At 71.5% G+C, this 17,625-nt stretch carries 16 protein-coding genes; 14 read left to right on the forward strand and 2 right to left on the reverse strand.

Annotated features, from left to right (window positions below):
- The first annotated feature begins 87 nt into the window (after nucleotides 1–87).
- The gene (locus I4Q55_RS15050; RefSeq protein ID WP_206788360.1) at nucleotides 88–834 is read left to right on the forward strand and encodes a DUF4157 domain-containing protein; all 747 of its coding nucleotides are present in this window, start codon (nucleotides 88–90) and stop codon (nucleotides 832–834) included.
- A gap of 8 nt (nucleotides 835–842) precedes the next feature.
- Here I4Q55_RS15050 and I4Q55_RS15055 read toward each other — a convergent pair whose 3' ends face one another.
- Together I4Q55_RS15055 and I4Q55_RS15060 are read right to left on the reverse strand one after the other, a co-directional pair.
- Nucleotides 843–1,064, reverse strand: coding sequence for a hypothetical protein (locus I4Q55_RS15055; RefSeq protein ID WP_206788362.1), 222 nt, complete (start codon nucleotides 1,062–1,064; stop codon nucleotides 843–845).
- Nucleotides 1,065–1,138: 74 nt separating this feature from the next.
- Complete coding sequence (locus I4Q55_RS15060) at nucleotides 1,139–4,402, reverse strand: hypothetical protein (RefSeq protein WP_242545993.1); 3,264 nt, start codon at nucleotides 4,400–4,402, stop codon at nucleotides 1,139–1,141.
- A gap of 191 nt (nucleotides 4,403–4,593) precedes the next feature.
- Between I4Q55_RS15060 and I4Q55_RS15065 the strand changes: the two genes are divergently transcribed.
- The 13 genes from I4Q55_RS15065 to I4Q55_RS15125 all read left to right on the forward strand — a co-directional run bounded on the left by I4Q55_RS15065 (nucleotide 4,594) and on the right by I4Q55_RS15125 (nucleotide 17,528).
- Nucleotides 4,594–6,147, forward strand: coding sequence for a phage tail sheath subtilisin-like domain-containing protein (locus I4Q55_RS15065; protein WP_206788364.1), 1,554 nt, complete (start codon nucleotides 4,594–4,596; stop codon nucleotides 6,145–6,147).
- A 70-nt stretch (nucleotides 6,148–6,217) separates the two neighbouring features.
- Nucleotides 6,218–6,661, forward strand: coding sequence for a phage tail protein (locus tag I4Q55_RS15070; protein ID WP_086682601.1), 444 nt, complete (start codon nucleotides 6,218–6,220; stop codon nucleotides 6,659–6,661).
- A 4-nt stretch (nucleotides 6,662–6,665) separates the two neighbouring features.
- A complete protein-coding gene (locus tag I4Q55_RS15075; protein WP_206788366.1) occupies nucleotides 6,666–7,112 on the forward strand; it encodes a hypothetical protein in 447 nt (148 codons plus the stop codon).
- Nucleotides 7,109–7,267 carry a DUF6760 family protein gene (locus I4Q55_RS15080; RefSeq protein ID WP_003098516.1) on the forward strand — a complete coding sequence of 53 codons (159 nt, stop codon included), beginning with the start codon at nucleotides 7,109–7,111 and terminating at the stop codon, nucleotides 7,265–7,267. The genes I4Q55_RS15075 and I4Q55_RS15080 overlap by 4 nt, the downstream gene beginning before the upstream one ends.
- A gap of 319 nt (nucleotides 7,268–7,586) precedes the next feature.
- Nucleotides 7,587–10,295, forward strand: coding sequence for a hypothetical protein (locus I4Q55_RS15085; protein WP_206788368.1), 2,709 nt, complete (start codon nucleotides 7,587–7,589; stop codon nucleotides 10,293–10,295).
- A 13-nt stretch (nucleotides 10,296–10,308) separates the two neighbouring features.
- Nucleotides 10,309–10,755 (forward strand): phage tail protein, encoded by a 447-nt coding sequence (locus I4Q55_RS15090; protein ID WP_206788370.1) that lies wholly within the window; start codon nucleotides 10,309–10,311, stop codon nucleotides 10,753–10,755.
- Nucleotides 10,756–10,757: 2 nt separating this feature from the next.
- Nucleotides 10,758–11,525 (forward strand): LysM peptidoglycan-binding domain-containing protein, encoded by a 768-nt coding sequence (locus I4Q55_RS15095; RefSeq protein ID WP_206788372.1) that lies wholly within the window; start codon nucleotides 10,758–10,760, stop codon nucleotides 11,523–11,525.
- Nucleotides 11,518–13,341, forward strand: a complete 1,824-nt coding sequence (locus I4Q55_RS15100; protein ID WP_206788374.1) for a VgrG-related protein — start codon at nucleotides 11,518–11,520, stop codon at nucleotides 13,339–13,341. Before I4Q55_RS15095 ends, I4Q55_RS15100 begins: the two co-directional genes overlap by 8 nt.
- A 13-nt stretch (nucleotides 13,342–13,354) precedes the next feature.
- Nucleotides 13,355–13,636, forward strand: coding sequence for a PAAR domain-containing protein (locus tag I4Q55_RS15105; protein WP_003098529.1), 282 nt, complete (start codon nucleotides 13,355–13,357; stop codon nucleotides 13,634–13,636).
- A 1-nt stretch (nucleotide 13,637) separates the two neighbouring features.
- Nucleotides 13,638–14,048 (forward strand): GPW/gp25 family protein, encoded by a 411-nt coding sequence (locus I4Q55_RS15110; RefSeq protein WP_206788376.1) that lies wholly within the window; start codon nucleotides 13,638–13,640, stop codon nucleotides 14,046–14,048.
- The gene (locus tag I4Q55_RS15115) at nucleotides 14,048–16,009 is read left to right on the forward strand and encodes a putative baseplate assembly protein (RefSeq protein WP_206788378.1); all 1,962 of its coding nucleotides are present in this window, start codon (nucleotides 14,048–14,050) and stop codon (nucleotides 16,007–16,009) included. The genes I4Q55_RS15110 and I4Q55_RS15115 overlap by 1 nt, the downstream gene beginning before the upstream one ends.
- Nucleotides 16,006–16,545 (forward strand): phage tail protein, encoded by a 540-nt coding sequence (locus I4Q55_RS15120; protein ID WP_206788379.1) that lies wholly within the window; start codon nucleotides 16,006–16,008, stop codon nucleotides 16,543–16,545. The genes I4Q55_RS15115 and I4Q55_RS15120 overlap by 4 nt, the downstream gene beginning before the upstream one ends.
- 2 nt (nucleotides 16,546–16,547) lie before the next feature.
- Nucleotides 16,548–17,528, forward strand: a complete 981-nt coding sequence (locus I4Q55_RS15125; RefSeq protein WP_206788380.1) for a zinc ribbon domain-containing protein — start codon at nucleotides 16,548–16,550, stop codon at nucleotides 17,526–17,528.
- Nucleotides 17,529–17,625 lie beyond the last annotated feature (97 nt).

Here is a 17,625-nt window from a genome sequence, read left to right on the forward strand (position 1 = left end):
GGTTTCGCTGCCCGTCCGGACGCGCACCGCAGTCTGGCGCGCGGAGCGCCGACCGGGCAAGCTTTACGGGCGGCGGAGGGAGCGGACATGCGCGGGTACAGCCACGACAACGACCTCGAACCGAATCTGCGCCCGCAGGGCGACCGGATCGAGCGCGACGACCACGACCTGCTGGGGCGCGCGGCGGCGGCCGGCCGCCCCGACGTCCTGGGCCCGGCGGGCATGCTGGGCCTGCAGCGGGCGGTGGGCAACGCGGGGACGTCGTCGCTGGTCGAAGAGGAGCGCTCCCCGGTCCACGACGTCGTCGGCTCGGGCGGCGGAGCACCGCTGGACACCTCGACGCGGGAGGACATGGAGACCCGCTTCGGCACCGACTTCTCCGACGTCCGGGTCCACACGGACAGCGCGGCGCACGACTCGGCGAAGTCGGTGAACGCCCAGGCGTACACGGTGGGGTCGAACATCGTGTTCCAGCGCGACAAGTACGACCCCGCGTCGGATTCCGGCAAGCACATGCTGGCGCACGAGCTGACCCACGTGGTGCAGCAGCGCAGCGGCCCGGTGGACGGGACCGACGCCGGCGGCGGGGTGAAGGTTTCGGATCCGTCGGACCGGTTCGAGCGCGAAGCCGTGGCGAACGCGGACCGCCTGATGTCCACACCGGCGCCTGCTCCCGCGGGACCCGCGGTGCAGCGCTGCGAGGACGGCGACCACGCGTCGTCGTCGGACGCGGCGGCGGTGCAGCGCGAGGAAGAAGCGCCGGAGGAGGAGACCGCGCAGACGTACGTCCAGCGCGAGGAAGAAGCACCCGAAGAGGAAACCGCGCCCGAATAGGCGGCCGTTCACACCCGGCTGATCGACTTCACGGTCCGCCCCGTCGAAGCCGCGAAGGTCACCTTGACCGCGTCGCCGGCGCCGAATTCCCGCGCGATCTCCCCGTCGCCGCGGAAATCGTCATACGGAAAATCAGCGAGCCGATTGCCCCGCGCGTCGAACACCGCGTCGACGTCGAGCCGGAACCGGGTTTCCGAACGGGCCGGCTTTCCCTGGGCCTTGTTCGGCACCTCGTGTACCTCGATCGAGCGAATCGTTCCGCGGACCTCGTAGTCTCGCCCTCGGCGGCGCCACATCGTGTCTCCTAGCGAACCGGGCGGGCCTTGTTCGTCTTGTCCGGGAGCTGGTCGACCGGGAGCTGCTCGCCTTCCGCGTCGAGGCCCAGCTTCTTGTTCTGCTTTTCGATTTCGTTGTGGAGGCTGTTCGGGTTGTCGATCAGGAGGCCGCCGGACGGGGCACTCTTGCCGGTGGCCGCCGCGAACATCTCGCGGGCGAACGTCGTGCAATTGTAGCGGAGCAGGTTGTACGCCGCCGTGGCCTTGCCTTTGGCGTAGTCGACGCCCTTCTTGAGGTCTTCCTTGCCGATCTTCGCCTTCATCAGGCCGGTGGGGGAATGGGCCGTGTCCGGGTTGCGGACCTCGCCCGGCACGCTCTTCCACGGCCGCCGGGGGTCGAAGCCGCCGCCGCGGCCGAGGTTCGCCGGCCAGAAGCCGAACGAGTCCTCCTTGCCGTCCTTGTGCTTGAGCATGATCCAGGAGTGCCCGACCCGGGCCTCCTTGAAGTACTCGCGAGTGAAGAACCCGGCCTCCTTGTCCGCGGCGATGGACATTTCGATGTCCTTCTCGCCCTCGACCTGGACTTCGCTGATCTTCGTCGGCGGGCTCGCGACCGCGATGACGTCGAGCTTGGTCTCGTCGTCGGTGTGCGGCTTGACCCGCAGCTCCTTGAGACCCTCGGGACGCAGCGCACCGAGCACCTCGCCCGCGGCGGTGCGCACCGCACCCGCGTCCTTCGGCGGGGTGGCCAGCTTCGCCGCGAGCGCCGTCTTCGCCTTCTTCTTGACGTCGGTGCCGTCTTCCCTGCGCTTGAGCTTCGACCAGATCTTCTTGCCCGCCTTGACGACCGTCCCGACGACCGAGTCGATCACCTTGCCGACGGGGGACTGGACCTTCTCCAGGATCGACTTGATCTTCTCCGAGATCCCGCCCAGCCCGAGCAGGCTCGCCAGGAACCCCAGCACCATCGGCAGCGCCTTCGCCAGCGTCCGCTCGATCAGCCCGGCCACCGCGCCCGCGCCGCCGCGGGCGATCGACTCGACCGAGTCCAGCACCGAGTCGACGAACTCCTTGACCTGGGCCGCCTTGTCCACGAAGAACATGACGATGTCGTAGATCGCCTTGCAGGCCTTGATGAACGCGGCCGCCGGGTTGAGCATCGAGATGATCCAGGTGATGCCCGCCTTGACGATCTTCTCGATCACGAACTCCTTGAGCTGGCCGAGCACCAGCTCCTTCAGGTCGCCCAGCTTCTCGACCACCCAGCGCCACAGCCCCGGCACGCCCTCGGTGACCAGCACCTTGACCACGTCGAGGGTCTGCTCCAGCCTCGCCAGCACCGGTTCCGGGATGAACCGCAGGATCCGCGCGCGGACGCTCGCCCAGGTCAGGCCCAGGATCGAGAGCACCATCTTCAGGATGCCCCTGGCGTCCAGCGCCTCCGGGATCTCGATCCCCGCGGCGGCGAGGTTGCCCAGCAGCCACCCCTTCAGGCCGCTCTTGAGGTGCTCGACGATGTTCGCGCCGAAGTTCATGACACCGGTCTTGACGGCGTTGACCAGGTTGCCGAGGAACTCGATCGGCTTCGCGATGATCAGCCCGACCGCGTTCGCGGCCCGGGACAGCACGCCGAGCAGCATGTCCTTCAGCTTGAGGATCGTCTCGATCGCGCCGCCGACGGCCTCCTTCGCCCTGCTCCACAGGCCCTTGTTCTCCGCCTGCAGCGCCTTGATCTCCTCATCGACGGCGTTGCGGGCTTCGCTGTACTTCTGGGCCAGGTCCTCGACCAGCGCGTCCTGTTTCTCGTCGACGGACTTCTCGAGGTCGTCGAACTGGCCGCCGAACTCCTTCGCCGCCTCGCCCGCGATCTTGCGCAGCGCCGGCGACTGGGACGCGACCTTCTGCTGCACCCGGGTGCGGCCGTCGGCGATCAGCTGCTTCGCCTCGCCCAGCTGCTGCCCGACGAAGTCCGCGATGTCGCCGATGACGGCCTGCATCCTGACCTCGTAGACCTTCTTGGCCTCGAGGAAGAGGTTGTTCGCTTCGGCGGGCAGATCGGCGAACAGGTCGTACGCCCACCGCGCCGCCCCGCTGATCCCGTCGTAGCGCTCGTCCTTGTAGCGCTTCATGCGGGCCTGGTGGTCGGCGGTGAACGCGGCCTTGGCCTGCGCCTCGCCGGCCTCGAACTTCTTCGCCACCTGGTCGTCGAGCGCGCCCAGCACGCCTTCGACCTTCGTCTTGGTCTCGTCGAAGATCGCCTTGATCTCCCCGGTGATCCGGGCGCGGTCCTGCTCGTCCTTCGCTTTCGTGGCCGACTTCGCCGCCTGGCCCTGCTGCCCGGCCGTCGAGCGCGCGCCCGTCATGCCCGCCATCGCGGCCTGCCCGGACGCCCGGGCCGCGCCGGTCACGGCGGCCAGCTGCCCCGCTTCGGACTCGCGGACCGCGGCCGGCGCCGAAGCCGTGTGCTGCTCGCCTTCCCGCTTGGCGGCGAGCGCGCCGGTGAACTCCGGCTCGTTGGACTCGGCCAGCTGCTGGTCGGTGACGCCCGCCGCGGCCATCGCGCCGTGGGTCTCGCACTGGTCGGCACGCAGATCGGTCTGCTCGGGCGGCGCCTTGTCCGGGGTCGCCTTGCGTGCGTCCGGTGGCGTCAGCGCGGGCGGGGCCGGCGTTTCCGGCAGCGGCGTGACGGGCTTTTCCACGGCCCGGCTCGGATCCGGTGGTTCCTTCGTCCGGTCGGTGACGTCCTTCGCCGAGGCGTCCTTGCCGCTGGTGACCTTGCCCAGCACCTCCGTCTTGACCTGGTCGGCCTTGCCGGAGGTGGCGAACTTGTCGGCCTCGTCGAGGTTCTTCGGCGCCTGCTTGGCGATCGCGGCGTTCACCGCGGCGATGAAGGCCGCCTTGTCGAACCCAGCCGGCTTCGCCGCCGCCATCTTGTCCGCCTGGGCGGCCTTGGCCTGGGCGTCCTTGTCGTCGGCGGGCGCCACCGCGGCGTCCTGCGCCTTCTTGACCTCCGCGCCGGCCGGCGGATGGGCCTTCGCCGTCTTGGCGTTCGCGCCGACGTCCTTCTTCAGCGACTGGAACTTCGGGTCGGTCGCCGGCGTCACGCCGGGTGGCGCGACCGGGGGCGCGGGACAGCCCTGCCGCTGCAGCGCGACCAGCCTCGACACCGCCGCATTGCCCGCCGAAGCCTGCAGGCGCAACAAGGCGGGCGGAGCCGCCCGGCGCGCAGGCCGGGGCGGCCGCGCGGGCTGCCCGGACGGCTCCCGTGGCGCCTTGTCCCGCCCCGTTGGCATGGGTTCAACTGTCGGTCCTGCCGGGCCCGTTGCCAACGGCCGGACGGGCGGGCGCGGCTGCCCGAACGGGCAGTTGCCTTTAAGGGCAGAGATCGGTTCCCGCGGGCCTAGCCGCACGGTCGTTCCGGGAAGAACGCCGTGGCAGCAGCATCGCCGAAGACAAGACTTGTGCGTCGACAAGGGAGGCACGCATGCCCACCTATCTCACGCCGGGGGTGTACGTCGAGGAGGTCGAAGCCGGCGCACGGCCGATCGAGGGCGTGGGCACCGCTGTTGCCGCCTTCGTCGGCTTCGCGGCGGACGGTCCCTTCAACACCCCTACGCTGGTGTCCAACTGGGGCCAGTTCACGCAGACCTTCGGCGACTTCATGGAAGGCTGCTACCTGGCCCAGTCGGTCTACGGCTATTTCCTCAACGGCGGCACCAACTGCTACATCGTCCGCATCGGCGGGTCGCGCGCCCAGGACAACGGCGCCGGGCCGAAGCAGATCGAAGCCCGCCAAGCCGTGCTCGGCGGCTACCGTTTCGTCGCGAAGGAGCTGCCGGAGGGCAAGCCGGCCGGGGAGATCACCGTCGAGGTGGCCGACCCGACCGGCGACAACCCGGCCGAAGACCGGTTCACCGTGCTGGTCAAGCAGGACGGCAAGGTCGTCGAGACGCACAACGTGACGACCAAGCGCACCAAGGAGAACGTCGTCACCGCGGTGCGGGAGAAGTCCAACCTCATCACCATCGAAGAGGTGGCCACCGGCGGTGCGGTCACCAAGCCCGACAAGGGCACCGCCGTGCTCGCCGCGCCGCCCAAGGAGCCGCAGGCCCCGCCGGTCCCGCGCCGGGTCGCGGCCGACGACTACGTCGGCGACGTCGCCGACCGGACCGGCTTCGGTGGCCTGGAGGCGATCGACGAGATCACCATGGTCGCCGCGCCGGACCTGATGGCCGCCTATCAGCGCGACCTGATCGACCTCGACACCGTCAAGGCCGTGCAGCTGGCGATGATCGCGCACTGCGAGCTGATGGGCGACCGGATGGCGATCATCGACCCGCCGCCGGCCCTCAACCCCCAGGAAGTGCGCGGCTGGCGGATGGACGCGGCCGGCTACGACTCGAAGTACGCCGCGCTGTACTACCCGTGGGTGCAGGTCCTCGACCCGGCGTCGGGCACCAACACCTACATCCCGCCGAGCGGCCACATGGCCGGCGTGTGGGCCCGCACCGACGCCACCCGCGGCGTCCACAAGGCCCCGGCCAACGAGGTCGTCCGCGGCGCGCTCGCGCTCGAGACGCACCTGACCAAGGCGGAGCAGGAGCTGCTCAACCCGATCGGCGTCAACTGCGTGCGGTCGTTCTCCGGCAAGGGCATCCGGGTGTGGGGCGCGCGGACGCTGTCGAGCGACCCGGCGTGGCGCTACCTGAACGTCCGGCGGCTGTTCAACTACCTCGAGGAGTCCATCCTCAACGGCACGCAGTGGGTCGTGTTCGAGCCGAACGACGACGCGCTGTGGGCGCGGATCCGGCGCACGATCAGCGCGTTCCTGGTCATGGAGTGGCGCAAGGGCGCGTTGTTCGGGCTCACCCCGGACGAGGCCTTCTTCGTCAAGTGCGACCGCGAGACCAACCCGGCCGAGGGCATCGACCTCGGCCAGGTGATCTGCGAAGTCGGCATCGCCCCGGTGAAACCGGCGGAGTTCGTGATCTTCCGGCTGGCCCAGATGTCCGGCGGCACCAGCCTCGTCAACGAGTAGTCCATCCATGCCCCCGCCACCACCCTCAATCGAGGCGCTGCGCGCCGCAGTGTTGTGAGAGGACTCCACCATGGCACTTCCCGATCTTGACAAGGCTGTCGGCCACTCCTTCGGGCTCGAGATCGACGGCGTCCAGATCAAGCAGATCTCCGAGGTCTCCGGCCTCAAGATGGAGCAGGACGTCATCGAGCTCAAGCAGAACACCGTCGACGGCAAGTACGTCATCAAGAAGCTGCCCGGCCGGCCGAAGGCGGGCGAGGTCACGCTGACCCGCGGCCTCACCGAGGACAACAGCTTCGAGAAGTGGGTCAAGGACGCCCACTTCGGCAAGATGACGACCGCGCGCAAGGGCGGCGCCATCATCGTCTACGACTACGAGGGCACCGCGCTCAAGCGCTACAAGCTCACCAACGCCTGGCCGAAGAGCCTGGAGATCGGCTCGCTGAAGGCCGGCGACACGAGCGTGCTCACCGAGAAGCTCGTCATCACCTACGAGCAGATGGAAGTCGAGTGAGCCGATGCGCAGGGTGATGGCGTCGGCGCCGGTGTCGGAACCCCCCGTTTCGGAGGGGGAGCCGCGCACCGAGCGGCCGAAGCTGCGGACGGAGTTCGCGTTCGAGCTCCCGCGCGGGTACGTCGACGACGAGGGCAAGGTGCACCACTCCGGCGTGATGCGCCTGGCCACCGCCCGCGACGAGCTGATCCCGCTGCGGGACGACCGGGTGCGCGAGAACTCGGCGTTCCTCACGGTGGTGCTGCTGGCCCGGGTCGTCACCCGGATCGGCGACATCACCGACGTCCACGCGGGGATCATCGAGAACCTGTTCGCGTCTGACCTGGCGTTCCTGCAGGACATGTACCGCCGGGTCAACAGCGAGGGCCACACCAGGGCGGGCGTGGCGTGCCCCGAGTGCGGCCACGGCTTCGTCGTCGACGTCGCCGGTGGCCGCCTGGGGGAATCGTGACGTACGCGGCCGACCGGCTGCACGAGGAAGTCGCGTACGTCGCCTACCACCTGCACTGGTCCCTCGACGACATCCTCGACCTCGAACACCCCGACCGGTTGACCTACGTCGCCGAGATCGCCCGGATCAACACCCGGATGAGCCAAGGACGGTGACGCAGGAATGTGGTTCCGCAGGAAGGAAGCGGCCTCGCCGCCGCCGTCACCGCCGCCTTCGCCGGGGCCGGCCGCCCTGCCGGTGACGCGGGGGGAGTGGCGGAGCGTGGCGCCGATCCAGCGGGTGCTGGGCGAGCACCCGCTGGTCAACCCGGTGCAGCGGTTCAGTTCGACGCTGACGTCCTGGCGGAGCCCGGCCTACCTCGAGCCGCTCGGCCACCGGATCGGTCCCGCGGAGCCGGCGGGGGTGATCGCCGGCCTCGCCCGGCCGGAGCTGCCTCTGGCCGAGCCGGGGCCGTCCCGGTCGGGAGGTGCCCCGGTGCAGCGCGTGCCGGCTTTCGAGCAGCCTGGGGAACTGGCATCGCCGCTGGAGTTGCCGGTGGTGACGGCGCGCGAAGCCGTGCCACCGCTGACGTCCGCGGCGGCGGTGGACGGGCCGCCGGTGCGGACCGTCCAGGCGATCGCGGCCCCGGTGGAACCGTCCTTTGTGGAACCGTCGGCTGTGGAACCGTCCGCTGTGGACGTTCCGGCCGAGGTCGCGGAGCCCGGCCCGGTGGTGTCCCTGCCGACGCCGTCGGTGGAGGCCGAAAGCGCGCCGGCACCGGAGCCGGAGCGTGTGGAGCTGCCGGTGGTTCAGCAGCCGCCGCCACGGCGCCTGGGGCTGGGTGCCCCGATCCTGCCGCCCGGCGCGCAGCCTTCGGCGTCGGTGGCGAAACCCGTGCAACGCCTCGACGACCCTTCGCCGCCACCGGTCAACTCTTTCCGTCCGCTCGAAACCCCGGAGATCCGCTCCGGGACCACGGAGCCGCCCGGGTCACCGGGCGGCTCGACGAGCGTTTCCGCCGAGCCGCCGCTCCCGGCGGAACGAGGGCCGGACGTGTTGCCATTGCCAGCTGCGCGGGTGGTTGAAGGTGCGGCAGACCCGGTGGCGGGGGCTCGTGGGCTCGAAAGTTCGCCGTTGCCGCCGTTGCCGGTGGCGGGGAATGGCGATGGTGTGGCGGGGTCGGCTGCGCCGTTGCCGGTGGCTCGGGTGGCCGAAGCGGCCGTCCGGCCGGAAGCCGCGCCGTTGCCGGTGGCCCGCGCCGTCGATGACGCCGCCACGCCGGTGACCCGGGGGCTCGATGCCGCCCTGCCGCTGCCGGTGGCACGGGTGGTCGATGCCGCGGCTGACCCGGTGGAGCGAGGGCCGGAAGCCGCGCCGTTGCCGGTGGCCGGGAATGTCGACGGGGCTGCGCCGTTACCGGTGGCTCGTGCGGTCGAAGAGGCAGTCCGGCCGGTGCCGGAAGCCGCGTCGTTGCCGGTGGCTCCCGTCACCGAGGGCGCCGCGCTCCCGGTGACGCCGACGCTCGATTCCCCGCAGCTGCCGGTGGCACGCGCTGTCGACGGCACGGCCGGCGCGGCCTCGCCGGTGCCTGGCGCTGGCGAAGGCGCGGCGGCAGGCACGGGTTCGCCGCTGCCGGTGGCCCGTGCCGCCGAGGGTGTGGCGGGCTCGGCTGCGCCGTTGCCGGTGGCCCGCGTTGCCGATGGATCGGAGGGCTCCGCGGCGGGTGCGGCCGCGTCGTTGCCGGTGGCTCGGGTTGTCGACGGCACGGCGGGCACAGCCGCGGTCGCTCGTGCTGCTGACGGTGCGGCTGGCTCCTTGGCGGGTGCGGCCGCGTCGTTGCCGGTGGCTCGGGTTGTCGACGGCACGGCGGGCACAGCCGCGGTCGCTCGTGCTGCTGACGGTGCGGCTGGCTCCTTGGCGGGTGCGGCTGCGTCGTTGCCGGTGGCTCGGGTTGTCGACGGCACGGCGGGCACAGCCGCGGTCGCTCGTGCTGCCGACGGTGCGGTGGGCTCCTTGGCGGGTGCGGCTGCGCCGTTGCCGGTGGCTCGCGCTGTCGACGACACCGCAGGCGCAGCTGCACCGTTGCCAGTGGCTCGCACCCTCGACGGTGCGGCGGGCTCCACGGCAGGCACAGCCGCGGTCGCTCGTGCTGCCGACGGTGCGGTGGGCTCCTTGGCGGGCGCAGCTGCCCCGTTGCCGGTGGCTCGTGCTACCGACGGCACGGCAGGCACAGCAGCCCCGGTGCCGGTGGCTCGCGCCACCGCCAGCGCGGTGGGCTCAGCTCCGCCACTGCCGGTGGCTCGCGCCACCGACGGCACGGCTGGCGCAACCTCGCCGCTCCCGGTGGCTCGCGCTGCCGACAGTGCGGCAGGCCCCACCTCGGGCACAGTTCCGCCACTGTCGGTAGCCCGCCTTCTCGATGGCACAGCAGGCGCCACTGCACCGCTGCCGGTGGCTCGCGTTCTCGACGGCACGGCGGGCACCGCCGCGGTCGCTCGCGCTACCGACAGCACGACAGGCACCACCGCCGCACCCCTGCCGGTGGCTCGCGTTCTCGATGGCACGGCGGGCACGGCCGCACCGCTGCCGGTGGCCCGGGTTCTCGAAGGCGCCGCTGCACCGCTGCCGGTCGCCCGGGTTGTCGATGGCACGGTGGGCTCCGCCGCCCCGCTGCCGGTGGCCCGCGCCGTCAACGGCACGGCGGGCACGGCGGGCACGGCGGGCACCGCCGGCCCGCTCTCGGTGGCTCGCGCCACCGACAGCACGGCGGGCTCCATCGCCGGCGCCGCTGCGCCGCTGCCGGTGGCTCGGATCGTCGACGGTTCGGCAGGCACGGCCGGACAGCCCACTCTCCCGGCCGGCCGCGGGCTCGAACTCCCGCCACTCCCGGTCGCCCGCTCAAGCGACAACGACGGCCCGGCGACACGGGCCGTCGAAGGCGAGGCGTCCCGCAGCGTGTTGCCGGTGGCGCGAGCCGTCGAGGCGGGGGACCAGGCGCCGGTCGCCGAACCGGCCGCGCCCCCCAGCGTCGCCCCGGTCGTCGTGGCGCCGCACACCGATGCCCCACCGGCGGCGGCACCCGCCGCCGCGCCGGAAACCGAAGAGCTTGTCAGGAAGCTCTTCGACCCGCTTCTTCGCCGCCTCAAGACCGAACTTCGTCTCGACCGTGAACGCCGTGGCGCGCTCACCGATCGCCCGCACTGAAGGAGGAGCCGCGATGCCGGACACCGAAGAGGCCGTTGCCGTGTGCTACGTCGTCAAGCTGGACGACAAAAACCTCGGCAACCTCGGCGCGTTCTCCAGCTGCGACGGCCTCGGCTGCGAATTCGTCATGGAACAGCGGGAAGAGGGCGGCAACAACGGCATGGTCTGGCAGCTGCCGACCCGGATCAAGTACTCGAACATCAAGCTTTCGCGGCCCGTCACCGAGGCCAGCGCGCAGATCACCAAGTGGTTCGCCAGCCTCGCGAGCGGGATCGAACGCAAGACCGCCACCATCGAGGCGCGCACCCTCGAAGGCACCGTCATCGCCAGCTGGGCCCTCGAAGGCGTCGTCCCGGTGCGCTGGAGCGGGCCGCAGCTCTCGCCCGACTCGCCCAAGGTCGCCACCGAGACCCTCGAACTCGCCCACCACGGCTTCCTCAGCCCGGCGAAGAAGGCCTAGCCATGTCCTCACCCGTCACCTTCACCTCGGCCGGCTCCCAGCCGCCCACCGCCTACGGTTCCGGTGAACCCGCGCCGAACAACCTCCAGCGCGCGCTGCTGGAAGTGCGGAAACCGCCGCAGTCCGGCGGGACCGGGCAGCCGCCCGGCGAAAAGATGTTCGACGTCAAGTTCCAGTTCAACCCCAAGGAACTGTCGCTGAGCAAGAACGCCAAATGGGGGCGGGACGCGCAGCCCAACGCCAAGAAGAGCGCGCCGCCGCAGTTCAAGGGTTCCGATCCGGCCAAGCTCGCGCTCGAAATGTTCCTCGACGCCACCGACAAGATGGACGACGCCGTCGTCAAGAAGGTCGAGCAGCTGTTCACCTGCTGCGTGGCCACCGAGGACAGCCGGCAGCACGGCAAGCCCTCGCCACCGTGGGTGATCTTCAAGTGGGGTGGCATGACCGGCTTCCCCGCCTACGTCTCCTCCGTCACCGCGAAGTACACGCTGTTCACGCCGTCGGGGACGCCGGTGCGCGCGGTCTGCACGGTGAACCTGGAGGAGATCTCCGGCGAGCTGGGCGGCCAGAACCCGACGTCGGGTGCGCTCGCCGCGCGGGACACGCACGTGCTCGTCGCCGGGGATTCGCTGCCGTCGGTGGCGTTCCGGGCCTACGGCGACGCCGGGAAGTGGCGCGAGATCGCCGACGCCAACGACATCGACGACCCGATGCGGCTGCGGCCCGGCACCCGGCTCCTGGTGCCCGCGCTGGAGGAGCTCGATGGCTAACGAGACCTTCACGAACACCCTCGTCGTCGAGGTCGAGAGCACGCCGCTGCCCGACGACGTCAAGGTCATGCTCAGCTACGCCTACGTCGACGACAGCCGCAACCTGCCCGACACGTTCGTGCTGCGCTTCCGCGACCCCGGGGGCGTCGTGCTGGACAAGGGCAAGTTCAAGGTCGGGGCGAAGGTCAAGCTGAAGGTCCAGACGTCGGACCCGGAGAAACCGCAGGACCTGGTCTCCGGCGAGGTCACCGCGGTCGCGATCGACCTGGACCAGCACGGCACGTTCACCGAGGTCCGCGGGTACGACCACGCGCACCGGCTGTTCCGCGGCCGGCGCGTCGCGGCGTACCCGGACATGACGATCGCGGACGTCGTGCGCAAGGTGACCCAGCGGGCGAACATCGCGGTCGGGAAGATCGACAACGTCAAGGGCTTCGGCGGCCGGCCGAACACCCAGCTGTCCCAGGACAACGTCAGCGACTGGGAGTTCCTGTCGCGGCTGGCCGAGGCGGTGGGCGCGCAGATCGCCGTCCGCGACGGGAAGCTGAACTTCGAACTGCCGGAGAAGCCCTCCGGCGCGCCCTCGACCACCACCAAGGCGACCGCCGACCCGCTCGTCCTCGAGGCCCACCGGACGCTGATCGCCCTGCGCGCCAGCGTCACCGCGGCCGAGCAGGTCCCCGAGGTGCGGGTGAACGGCTGGGACTACGAGAACAAGCAGCCGGTCACGGCCACCGCGACCCCGAAGAACGCCGGCACCGAGGTGGCCGGGGTGGACCCGGTGGCGCTGGCCGGGAAGTTCGCGAGCCCGCCCTTCCTCGACGCCGCCGCGCCCCGGCGCGCCCAGGGCGAGGCCGACGCGACCGCCAAGGCGCTGGCCGACCGGCTGGGCAGCGCCTGCACCGAGCTCGACGGTGTCGCCAAGGGCAACCCGAAACTACGCGCGGGCGCCGCCGTGACGCTCACCGGCGTCGGCAGCCCGTTCTCCGGCAAGTACACGCTGACCAGTACGCGGCACCTGTTCAACGCCGACGTCGGCTACACCACCGAGTTCACCGTGTCCGGACGCCAGGAACGGTCGCTCTACGGCCTGGTCGCGGGCGGCACGAAGAACGCGTCGTGGCCGGGTGTCGTGCCCGCGATCGTGAGCGACCTCAAGGACCCGGCGAAGCTCGGCCGCGTCAAGCTCACGTTCCCGTGGCTGGACAAGGACTTCGCCAGCACCTGGGCACGCACGGTCCAGCCCGGCGCGGGCAAGGGCCGGGGCACGGTGGTGCTGCCCGAAGTCGGCGACGAGGTCCTGGTCGGCTTCGAGCACGGCGACTTCGAAGCGCCCTACGTGCTCGGCGGCCTGTACAACAACAAGGACGCCGTGCCGTCGAAGTTCACCAAGCCGGTGGTCGACGGCAACAGCGGCGAGGTCGCCCTCCGCGGGTTCGTCTCGCGGAAGGGGCACAAGCTCGAGTTCGCCGAAGACGACGGGATCATCCTGTCCTCCGGGGACGCCAAGTTCGTGGTCAAGATCGACCAGAAGAACCAGGTCATCGAGGTGACCAGCGGCAAGAGCGTCACGGTGAAGGCGAACAACGGCGTGAGCATCGACGCCGGCACCGGGCCGCTGGAGCTCAAGGGCCAGAAGGTGTCCGTGAAGTCCCAGACCGACGCCAGCATCGAGGCCTCCGCCCAGCTGAAACTGAGCGGCACGGCCGGCGCGAAGCTCGAAGGCGCCACCGTGTCGGTCGCGGGCCAGGGCCAGACGGAGCTGACCGCCAGCGGTGTCGTCACCGTGCGCGGCAGCGTGGTCAAGATCAACTGACGGGGGAGTGCGCATGCCACCAGCCGCGAGGGTCGGCGACCCGACCGGGCACCCGGGCGTCATCGCCGGCCCGGGCGTGCCGACCGTGCTGATCGGCGGGATGCCCGCCGCGAACGTCGGGACGCTGCACACGTGCTCGTTCCCGCCGCCCGCGGTGCACCCGCCGACGCCGATCGCGCCGCCGGGCTGCCCGACGGTGCTCATCGGCGGCATGCCCGCGGCCCGGATGGGTGACATGGCCGCCTGCGGTGCGCCGATCGTCATGGGCTGCCCGACCGTCCTGATCGGAGGCTGAAGTGGATTTCCTCGGCCGGGGACTGGCGTTCCCGCTGCACACCGACGCGACCGGCTCGATCGCGCTGGTCGGCGGCGAGCGCGAGGTCGTCGAGAGCATCCGGCTGATCCTGGCGACCTCGCCGGGCGAACGCCCGATGCGCCCCGAGTTCGGCTGCGCGGTGCACGACCTCGTGTTCGCGCCGGCCGACGCGGCGACCGCCGGGCAGATCGCCTACGAGGTCCGGATCGCGCTGGAGCGCTGGGAGCCGCGGATCACCCTCGACGACGTCGTCGTCAGCTTCGACGAGGCCGACCGGGGCACCCTGCTGATCGACATCCGCTACCGCCTGCGCGGCACCAACGATCCGCGCAACCTCGTCTTCCCGTTCTACGTCATCCCGCCGCACGACTCGGGCGAGGACGGTGCCTGATGTCCATGCCGATGCCCAACCTCGACGACCGCCGGTTCCAGGACCTGGTCGACGAAGCCAAGTACCTCGTCCAGCGCAACTGTCCGGAGTGGACGGACCACAACGTCTCCGACCCCGGCGTGACGCTGATCGAGACGTTCGCGCAGATGGTCGACCAGCTGCTCTACCGGGTCAACCGGGTGCCCGAGCTGCACTACCTGCGGTTCCTCGACCTGATCGGCGTCCGGCTGTTCCCGCCCGCCGCGGCGCGGACCGACGTGACGTTCTGGCTCTCGGCCGCCCGCGACGTCCCGGTGGTCGTCGCGGCCGGCAAGCAGGTCGCGAGCGTGCGCAACGAGGTCGAAGACCCGGTGGTCTTCACCGTGGAGCACACGCTGAACATCGTGCCGTGCTCGCTCGCGCACCTGGCGACCAGCACGGCCGACACCGGCCTGCCCCCGGCCGACCGCACCGACGAACTGCTCGTCGGCGGCGGTCCGGCGGTCTTCTCCGAGACCCCGGCCCCCGGCGACGCCGTCCTCTTCGGACTGTCGGACGCCGTGCCCGGCTGCGCGGTGCTGCTGCGGATGAATTGCGAGGTCGAGGGCCAGGGCGTCGACCCGCGCGACCCGCCGTGGCTGTGGGAGGCCTGGGACGGCACCGGCTGGGCGGCGTGCGAGGTCGACCGGGACAGCACCGGCGCGTTCAACCGGGCCGGCGACATCGTGGTGCACGTCCCGCACGGGCACACCATGTCGGTGCTGGCGCGGCAGCGGGCCGGCTGGCTGCGGTGCCGGCTGGTCGAAGCCAAGCAGAACCAGCCGTTCTACCAGCGCTCGCCGCGGCTGCACGCGGTCGAGGCCTCGACCATCGGCGGCACGGTGGGTGCCGTGCACGCCGAGATCATCCGCAACGAGATCGCCGGGACGTCCGACGGCACGCCGGGCCAGCGGTTCCCGCTCGGCCGTCCCCCGGTGGTCGTCGGCGAGGGCGAGCTGGTCGTCGAGGTCTCCGGCCCGGACGGCTGGCAGCAGTGGACGGAGGTCCGCTCCTTCGCCGACTCCGGCCCGGACGACCGGCACGTCATGCTCGACCGCGTCGGCGGCGAGGTCGCGTTCGGGCCCGCGGTGCGCCAGCCCGAGGGCGGTCTGCGGTACTACGGGGCGGTCCCGCCGAAGTCCGCCGCGATCCGCGTCCCCGAGTACCGGTCCGGCGGCGGGCGCCGCGGCAATGTCGCCCGCGAGGTCCTCGAGGTGCAGCGGGACCCGATCCCGTTCGTGAGCAGCGTGGTCAACCGCCGTCCCGCGATCGGCGGCGTGGACGGCGAGTCGGTGCGGGACGCGGCACTGCGCGGGCCGCTGCTGCTGCGCACCCGCGACCGCGCGGTGACGGCCGAGGACTACGAGCAGCTCGCGCGCGAGGCGGCCCCGGAGGCGGCCCGCGTGCGGTGCATCCCGGCGCACGGCGCCGACGGCCGCGAGACCGGCGCGATCCGGGTCCTCGTCGTGCCGGCGGTGCCCGACAGCGGCGAACTCGCGTTCGCGACCCTGATGCTCGACCCCGGCATGCGCGGCCGGATCGAGCGCTACCTCGGCGAGCGGCGGTGCGTGGGCGCGCTGGTGTCCGTGGAACCGCCGTTCTACCAGGGCGTCACGGTGGTCGCGCGGCTGCGCGCCCGGCGCCGCACGACGGCAGGCACGCTGGGCGCCCGGGCGAGCCAGGCGTTGTACGACTACTTCAACCCGATCAGCGGCGGCCCGGACGGCGACGGCTGGCCGTTCGGCCGCCCGGTGCAGTCGGGCGAGGTGTTCGCGGTGCTGCAACGGCTGCCCGGCGTCGAGCTGGTGGAGGACGTGCGGTTGTTCGCGGCGAACCCGATCACGCGGGAGCGGGGCGAGCAGGTGGATCGGCTCGACCTGCCGCCGAACGCGCTGGCGTTTTCGTTCGGGCACCAGGTGCGGGTCCGGGAGGCGGGCGCATGAGGACGGGGATTCCCGGGCTGCCCAGCCCGCACCCGATCGGCGAGCAGCTGCCCGCGGTGTACGCCGAGGACCGGTTCGTGCAGGGCTTCACCGGTGCGCTCGACGAAGTCATCGCGCCGGTCATCTCCACTTTGGACAACTTCGCGGGCTACCTCGACCCGGGCGTGGCGCCCGCGGACTTCGTCGGCTGGCTGGCGCACTGGGTCGCGCTGCGGGTCGACGAGAGCTGGAGCCCGGAGCAGCTGCGGCAGCTGGTCACGCGGTCGGTCGAGCTGCACCGGTGGCGCGGCACGCGGCGCGGCCTCGCCGAGCACGTGGGCCTGCTGACCGGCGGCACCGTCGAGGTGACCGACAGCGGCGGGGTCGTCGAGTCGCCGCAGCCGGGGGCGCCGCTACCGGACCCGGGGCCGCCCTGGGTGCAGGTGCGGGTGCGGGTGCCCGATCCGGCGCGGGTCGACGTGCGGCGGCTGACGGCGACGGTCGTGGATGCGGTGCCCGCCCATGTGCGGGTCACGGTGGAAGTGCTGGAGGGCTGAGAATGGTCATCTACGCGGAGTGCGGGCACCAGGGGCCCGCCGACGTCGAGTTCTGCGGCGAATGCGGCCGCTACCTGAAGTGGGACGACGACGGCCCGGTCGCGGTCAAGGCACCGCCGGTGGTGCAGCAGCAGCAGGTCGTGCAGCCCGCCGAGCCGATCGCCCCGGTCCGGCAGCCGGTGCAGCAGACCGTCGAGGAGCAGGTCCTCAACCCCGGCGACCTGATCTGCGGGAAGTGCGGCAAGGGCAACGCGCCCACCCGGAACTTCTGCAGCCGCTGCGGCGGGTCGCTGGCCGAGTCCGAAGTCGTCAAGACGTCGTGGTGGCGACGGCTGTTCGGCCGCAAGCCGAAGGAGCACAAGGCAGGGGCGCGGCCGGGCAAGGACGGCGTCCGCCGCCGGACCGGCCGGGCCGGGGCCGCGCGCCGGACCGTCGGCAAGGTGATCCGCCGGGCCGTCGCGGTGGCGCTGATCTTCTGCGCCCTGATCTACGCGCTGTACCAGCCGTTCCGCGGCGCGATCAACACGGCGGCGGTGGGGGCGTGGAACCAGGTGACCGGGATCTTCGAGGCCAAGCTGAACCCGGTCCGCCCGGTCAAGGTGACCGCGACCGCGCAGGCGAACGGCCACGCGGCACCGCTGGTCACCGACAACGCCAAGAACACCTTCTGGGCGGCGCCGACCGACCGGGAGCAGGCGCTGGTGTTCACCTTCGACCACCCGGCCGACCTGCGGAAGGCGATCGTGTACTCCGGTGACGCGGCGGACTTCCAGGCCGCGCACCGGCCGTCGAAGCTGCACCTGGTGTTCTCCACCGGCAAGACCTACGACATGGCGCTGGCCGACACGCCGGACGCCCAGGAAGTCGCGATCGAGAACAGCGAAGGCGCCACCAGCGTCGAGCTGCACGTGGTCGGGCTGCACCGCTCGCTCAACGGCACGGACGTCGCGATCTCCGAGATCGAGCTGTTCGAAGCCGGCTGATCCACTGAATCTTATTCTGGTTAGGTCGGCGCTACGGACTGCGACCTGCTGGTCGTGGTGACTCTCGCGCCGGCCGACGGCTGAATAAGGTTCACCC

The organism is Amycolatopsis sp. MtRt-6 (assembly GCF_017308975.1).
GTDB lineage: Bacteria > Actinomycetota > Actinomycetes > Mycobacteriales > Pseudonocardiaceae > Amycolatopsis.